The 6,732-nt window shown below is 62.8% G+C and carries 5 protein-coding genes and 1 tRNA gene; 2 read left to right on the top strand and 4 right to left on the bottom strand.

Features of this window, described 5'->3' with window-relative positions:
- Positions 1 to 249: 249 nt before the first annotated feature.
- Complete coding sequence (locus tag AAFM29_RS08760; protein WP_341712425.1) at positions 250 to 1,326, top strand: branched-chain amino acid aminotransferase; 1,077 nt, start codon at positions 250 to 252, stop codon at positions 1,324 to 1,326.
- On the opposite strand, the gene AAFM29_RS08755 is transcribed toward AAFM29_RS08760, so the two are convergent.
- On the bottom strand, positions 1,327 to 2,190 hold the full coding sequence (locus tag AAFM29_RS08755; protein WP_341712424.1) for a DMT family transporter: 864 nt from the start codon (positions 2,188 to 2,190) through the stop codon (positions 1,327 to 1,329).
- Between the two features lie 26 nt (positions 2,191 to 2,216).
- Positions 2,217 to 4,541 (bottom strand): NAD(+) synthase, encoded by a 2,325-nt coding sequence (locus AAFM29_RS08750; protein ID WP_341712423.1) that lies wholly within the window; start codon positions 4,539 to 4,541, stop codon positions 2,217 to 2,219.
- A 213-nt stretch (positions 4,542 to 4,754) separates the two neighbouring features.
- Here AAFM29_RS08750 and yghU point away from each other — a divergent pair, with 213 nt between their 5' ends.
- A complete protein-coding gene (gene yghU / locus AAFM29_RS08745) occupies positions 4,755 to 5,606 on the top strand; it encodes a glutathione-dependent disulfide-bond oxidoreductase (protein ID WP_341712422.1) in 852 nt (283 codons plus the stop codon).
- Between the two features lie 9 nt (positions 5,607 to 5,615).
- On the opposite strand, the gene AAFM29_RS08740 is transcribed toward yghU, so the two are convergent.
- Both AAFM29_RS08740 and speB read right to left on the bottom strand, forming a co-directional pair.
- Positions 5,616 to 5,690, bottom strand: a tRNA-Gln gene (locus AAFM29_RS08740).
- Positions 5,691 to 5,749: 59 nt separating this feature from the next.
- Complete coding sequence (speB, locus tag AAFM29_RS08735; protein ID WP_341712421.1) at positions 5,750 to 6,727, bottom strand: agmatinase; 978 nt, start codon at positions 6,725 to 6,727, stop codon at positions 5,750 to 5,752.
- Positions 6,728 to 6,732 lie beyond the last annotated feature (5 nt).

Here is a 6,732-nt window from a genome sequence, read left to right as displayed (position 1 = left end):
GCAGAGAGGTCGGCAAGTTCCCGCGCGGAGCATTATCGGTAAGGATCGCAACCGATAAAGGCTTCGTGAGCGGCACTTCCCGCCGCTGACCATGCGAAGGGCAGCTCGACCGAGGTCGATGCTGCCCTTCTCATTTCCTGCGGCCTTCTTTGGGGCACCCCGACCAAGGTCGATGCTGCCCCCTCTCATTTTGACGAACATAGATTGCCTGCCTTGCGCTTGGTCGCGCCGCGCAGTACCCGCCGGGCCATGCAGTTCGAGCACATCCCGCACCCGTCGCCCCTGTCCGATGCCGAGCGCGAGGCGATCCTCGCCAATCCCGGATTCGGTACGAACTTCACTGACCACATGGTCACCATCGAATGGACCGACGAAGCCGGTTGGCACGACGCCAAGGTCGAGCCGCGCGCACCGATCCAACTCGATCCCGCGGCTGCGGTACTCCATTATGCGCAAGAGATTTTCGAAGGGCTCAAGGCCTATCGCCACGGCGACGGATCGATCGCCCTGTTTCGCCCTGAACAGAACGCACGCCGCCTGAATGCTTCGGCTGACCGGCTGGCAATGCCCCACGTGCCCGAAGACCTGTTCATCGAGGCGATCCGCCAGCTTATCGCGGTCGATGGGGCCTGGGTCCCGTCAGCAGAAGGTAGCTCGCTCTACCTGCGCCCCTTCATGATCGCGACCGAGGCATTCCTCGGCGTCCGCCCGGCCAAGCGTTACAAGTTCATGGTCATTGCCGGACCGGCCGGCAATTACTTCAAGTCGGGCGCACCGGCGGTAAGCCTGTGGATCTCGGACTATACCCGCGCCGCGCCGGGTGGCACGGGCGCAGCGAAATGCGGCGGAAACTACGCCGCCAGCCTGGTGCCGACCCGCGATGCCTTCTCACGCGGCCATGACCAGGTGCTGTTCCTCGACGCGGTCGAGCACAAGTGGGTTGAAGAGCTCGGCGGTATGAACGTGTTCTTTGCCTTCGATGACGGACGCGTCATCACTCCACCGCTTACGGGCACGATCCTGCCGGGCATCACCCGCGATAGCCTGATCCAGCTGCTGCGCGAGGAAGGCCTGAGCGTAAGCGAAGAACCCTACAGCATCGACCAGTGGCGCGCCGATGCGCAGAGCGGCAAGCTCGTCGAAAGCTTCGCCTGCGGCACCGCGGCGGTGGTTACGCCAATCGGCAAGGTTGCCGGACATGACGGCGAATTCACCATCGGGTCGGGCGGTCCGGGCCAAATCACCAGCAAGGTCCGCGAGCAGCTGGTCGCCATCCAGCGCGGTACCGTCGCCGATACCCACGGATGGGTGCTGACGGTCGGTTGATCAGAAGCGCGAACGCACCAGGAAGCGACGGGTAAAGGTCGCACTGGGGCGCAGCACGATGATCGCGACGCCCACGAGGGCGATCGCTCCACCTACCAGCAGCCGCCCGCCGATGGCGTCCCCCGTCAACCATGCGCCAAAAGCGATGGTCAGGATGGGGGTCATCAGCGTCAGCGGGACGATCTGATTGGCATCGTGTTGTTGGAGCAGCCGGAAATAGGCGGTGTGCGCACCGACCGAGACCACGATCCCCGCAAACAGCACGCAAGCTAACAGTTCCAACGGTGCGTCATCGAACGCACTCATCTGTCCGCTCTCCAGCACCGCGGAAAGCGGAATGAGCACGGCGATCGAAGCGACCGCCGCCCAGGCCTGCAGGTTGATCGATGGCAGCTCCAACCGCTTCACGAAAACGGCGCCAAGTGCACCGACCACGGCCGCCAGGAAGACCAGCAGCAGGCCGACGCTGGCGTCCATGTGGCTGTCACCGGCAATGGCGAAGAACACCCCGCCGAAGGCCAGCGCGATGCCGAGGCCGCGACGCCAGCGAATCCGCTCGCCCAGGAAGATGATCGCGAACAGCACCGTCATCGGCGCACCAGTTAGGCTCACCACGCCGGTGGCGGAGGGACTTGCGGTCTGCAGCCCCATGAACAGCAGCGAGAAGGATCCACCGCTGATCGCCAGACCGACCAGCAGGACCTTCCAAAGGTCCTTCGGAACGGGCTTCAACATGGGGAACAAGGCGAGTGCCACCAACACCGAGCGGAGCAGCGCATAGAACAGTGGCGGCGCGCCAAGATCGTCGACCGCGAGCTTGCTGACCACCACGTTCAGCGCCCAGACCACGTTGCAGAACGTCATGACCAAGAGGCTGCGAAAGGACATGGTCAGCGCTCCAGTGGTGGGAGTTCGGCAGCAAGTTCGGCGAGCCAGACTTCGGCGACCGCATCGCTAGGCGCACGCCAGTCACCGCGCGGGCTCAATGCGCCTCCAGCGCTGACTTTCGGGCCATTGGGCAAGGCGCTGCGCTTGAACTGGCTGAAACCGAAGAAGCGCTTCAAGAAGTTCTCCAGCCAATGGGCAATGGTGGGGAGGTCGTAGGCGTTCTTCGCATCCTCCGGAAAATCGATCGGCCACTGGCCCGCCTTCGCATCGCGCCAGGCATGCCAGGCGAGGAACGCGACGTGGCTCGGCTTCTGCCCCCAGCGGATGATGTGGTGCAGGAAGAAGTCATTGAGCTCATAGGGACCGATGATCGACTGGGTGCTCTGGATCTGGCCATCGGCGCCCGCAGGGACCAGTTCGGGACTGATCTCGGTATCCAGGATATCGCCGAGCACACCATCAACGCCTTCGTCGAACTGCCGCGTCTCGATGGTCCAGCGGATGAGGTACTGGATCAGTGTCTTCGGCACACCCGAGTTCACACCATAGTGGCTCATATGGTCGCCCACGCCATAAGTGCACCACCCCAGCGCGAGCTCGCTGAGATCGCCGGTACCGACCACAAATCCGCGATGATGGCCCGCGAGTCGGAACAGGTAGTCGGTCCGCAGGCCGGCCTGCACGTTCTCGAAGGTGACGTCGTAAACCGGCTCGCCATCGGCAAAGGGGTGGCCGATATTTTCCAGCATAGTGGTGGCGGTGGGACGGATGTCGATCTCTTCCGCGGTGATCCCGAACGCCTTCATCAGCTTCCAGGCGTTCGACTTGGTCCCTTCGGACGTGGCAAAACCGGGCATGGTATAGCCGTGAATATTGGTGCGCGGGCGACCAAGCCGATCGCAGGCCTTGGCGGCAACGATGAGCGCATGGGTGCTGTCGAGCCCGCCCGAAATGCCGATCACCAACGACTTCGTTCCGGTTGACTGGATCCGCCGCATCAGCGCATCGACCTGGATGTTGAAGGCCTCGTAACAATCCTCGTCCAGCTTGTGCGCCCGGTTCGGCACGAAGGGGAAGCGGCGGACGGGGCGTACCAAACCCTTGTCGCCGGGGGCGGCAGCATGGGTGAAGGTAACCCGGCGATACCGGTCCTCAGGGCGTCCAGCCGCTTCGGCGGCATCGTTGAACGTCCCGACACGCAGCCGCTCGGCCAGGATGCGCTGGGTGTCGACATCAGTGACACAGAGTTCGGGATGCAGATCGAAGCGCGTGCTTTCGACCAGCAGATCGCCGAGCTCGTAGATCATCCCCTGTCCGTCCCAGGCAAGGTCGGTGGTGCTTTCGCCATGTCCGCTTGCCGAATAGGCATAGGCGCAGACGGCGCGGCTCGAACTGGCGCGTGTCAGCAGGTGGCGCTCGTCCGCCTTGCCGATGGTGATGTTCGATGCCGAGGGGTTGAGCAGGATCGTTGCACCAGCCAGCGCGGCAAGCGTCCCTGGGGGATTGGGCGCCCAGAAATCCTCGCAAATCTCGATCCCGAAGACAAAGCCCCGCAGGTTAGCCGCGGCGAAGACCAGGTCTGTGCCGAAGGGGACCGAACGCCCCGCCACCTCGATCTCCAGCCCGATGCAATCGCGGCCATGCGCAAACCAGCGCTTCTCGTAATATTCGCGGTAATTGGGCAGGAAGCTCTTGGGCACGACACCCAGCAACTCGCCCCGGGCGATTGCGAGTGCGCAGTTGTAGATCCTTCCATTGCGGCGCAGGGGCGCGCCGATCACGAGGACCGGCGCCAGCGCGCGCGTTTCTTCGCAGATGCGCGCCAGTTCGCGCTCGACTGTATCGAGCAGCGCAGTCTGCAAATGCAGGTCGTCCAATGCGTAGGAAGACAGCGATAATTCGGGATAGAGCAGCAGGTCGACGTTCTCGCGCGCAGCGGCGCGTGCCTGCTCGATTATCCCGTCAGCATTATAGACTACGTCCGCCGTCCGGGTCCGCGGCGTCGCAGTGGCCACACGAACGAAGCCGTGCCTGTGCAGATCGAAGAAAGAGTGCCCCTCACCTGCATGGACCTCCGCGCCTTCGAGATTGGGTGCACCCTCCTCTTCGGCAAACTCCAGCCAGTCGCCCGGTTCGCAAATTCCAAGTGCAGCCAATCGCCGCTGGACCGCGGGCCGGGCCACCTTTCCCTTCGCTTCCCAATTGTAGACGGCCTGCGCCTTCCACACCTGGGGGCGCCCATAGATGCGGCCAAAATCCTCAGCCGATAGGGGTGGTTCGTGATGTTTGCGCCAGTTACGGATCTTGGCGCCGGCCTTGGTCGTCATGAGAATCAATTATTCTTTTAGACAAAAATATGCAAGCAAAATTGGGATAACTGAGATTCCCAGTGCCATGCTTAACCGCAGTGCCACTCAGACATGTTAAAGTTATCCTTCCAGACGAAGTAGCGAATACAGCCAGGTCGCGTAACCCGCTTGCCCTTGCCTGCGAAGACCTTGTCGCCCACCTACTCCGGCAACAGCACAAGGAGAGCAATCTTGGCCGATCCCACTTACACGCCGCCCGCAGTCTGGACCAACGACACCGAGAACGGTGGCCGCTTTGCGTCGATCAACCGCCCGACCGCCGGCGCGCGCGAAGACAAGGATCTTCCGGTCGGGGAGCACGCCTTCCAGCTCTACTCGCTCGCCACCCCCAATGGCGTGAAGACCACCATCATGTTCGAGGAACTGCTGGAGGCCGGCCATAAGGATGCCGAATACGACGCCTGGACGGTCAACATCTCCGATGGCACCCAGTTCACATCGGGCTTCGTCGGGATAAATCCGAACAGCAAGATCCCTGCCCTACTCGATCGCAGCGGACCGCAGCCGGTGCGCCTCTTCGAAAGCGGCGCCATCCTGCTACACCTTGCCGAGAAATTCGGCGCCTTCCTCCCCACCGATCATAAGCGGGCAGAAGTGCTCAGCTGGCTGTTCTGGCAGATCGGCAGCGCCCCCTTCATCGGTGGCGGCTTCGGTCACTTCTATGCCTATGCGCCGGAGAAGTACGAATACCCGATCAACCGCTATGCAATGGAAACCAAGCGCCTGTTCGACGTGGCCGACAAGCGGTTGGGCGAAAGCGAATACCTTGGCGGCGCCGACTACACCATCGCCGACATGGCCACCTTCCCCTGGCTGGCACCCTTCGTATTCGGCACGATCTACAACGAAGCACGCACCTTCCTCTCGATCCACGAATACACCAACGTAGAACGCTGGGTGAAGCAGATCGCACAGCGCCCCGGCGTGCGCCGCGGTCGCATCGTCAACAAGGCTTGGGGCGAAGAGAACGAGCAGCTGCTCGAGCGTCACTCGGCAGCCGACTTCGCGGGCAAGAACGTCTGAGGAAAGGCCTGGCTGGGGTGGCAGGATTCGAACCTGCGCATGGCGGTACCAAAAACCGCTGCCTTACCGCTTGGCTACACCCCAGCAGGCGGACGCCCCTATAGCGGAGCGTGAGGCAATGTGAAGGGGCTGGATCAGGCTTTTCAGCCTAATCCGGCTCTTTTCGCATCGGCCATGATTGCAAGGCAATGCAGCGCGATGGTTGCTGCCACCAATGAGGTCACGTCGCCACTGTCGTAAGCCGGTGCGACCTCGACCACGTCAGCCGAGCGCAGGTCTATCCCCGCAAGTCCACGCAAGATGGCAAGCGCTTTCGCGCTGCTCAATCCACCCGGCACCGGCGTGCCCGTACCGGGCGCGAAGGCCGGATCGAGCGCATCGATGTCAAAGGTCAGATAGACCGGCCTGTCACCCACGATTGCGCGAACGCGTTCGGCGATTTCGGTAGCCGAAAGAGCATCCACCTCGCCAGCATCCATCACGGTGAAGCCAAGCGTATCGGCGTTGTTGGTGCGAATGCCCAACTGCACCGATCGTGCCGGGTCCACGATCCCTTCCTGCACCGCCCGCCAGAACATGGTGCCGTGATCGACCTGCCCGTCGCGCGCGGGCCAGGTGTCGCTATGCGCATCGAAATGGATCAGTGACAGCGGCCGCCCGAGCTGTTTCGCGAGCGACCGCAGCACCGGATAGGTGCAGAAATGATCGCCACCCAGCATCAGCGTGGCCGTATCCTTCGCGTGGATCGCGGCAAACTGGGCCTCGATATTGCCAACCACCTCGATCGGCGAGCCGTAATCGATGGCGATATCGCCAAAATCGACCACATCGAGCACCGCCAGGGGATCGAAGGACCAGCCGTAGACCGCATCCCACGCGATCATCGACGATCCAAGCCTCACCCCACGCGGGCCATAGCGCGAGCCGGGGCGACCCGTGGTCGCCAGATCGAAGGGTATCCCGACCACCGCGACATCGGCCTGGCCCACGTCCTTGCTGTAGCGACGTCGCATGAAGCTGAGCGCGCCCGAGAAGGTCGGCTCTGCAATCGTCCCGTCGGGACCACCAGGGCGGGTGAAGGCTAGATCGACCGGCTGCTGGGGATGTTCGCTGTCGCTCATCTTTG

Source organism: Erythrobacter sp. (assembly GCF_038133525.1).
Lineage (GTDB): Bacteria > Pseudomonadota > Alphaproteobacteria > Sphingomonadales > Sphingomonadaceae > Qipengyuania.
Note: the sequence above shows the minus strand (reverse complement) of the source record. Positions and strands in the feature narration are given on the sequence as shown.

Excerpts from the sequence above, each read along its gene's own strand:
- AAFM29_RS08760 (WP_341712425.1), top strand. The coding sequence starts at position 250 with ATGCAGTTCGAGCACATCCCGCACCCGTCGCCCCTGTCCGATGCCGAG.
- AAFM29_RS08755 (WP_341712424.1), bottom strand. The coding sequence starts at position 2,190 with ATGACGTTCTGCAACGTGGTCTGGGCGCTGAACGTGGTGGTCAGCAAG.
- AAFM29_RS08750 (WP_341712423.1), bottom strand. The coding sequence starts at position 4,541 with ATGACGACCAAGGCCGGCGCCAAGATCCGTAACTGGCGCAAACATCAC.
- speB (WP_341712421.1), bottom strand. The coding sequence starts at position 6,727 with ATGAGCGACAGCGAACATCCCCAGCAGCCGGTCGATCTAGCCTTCACC.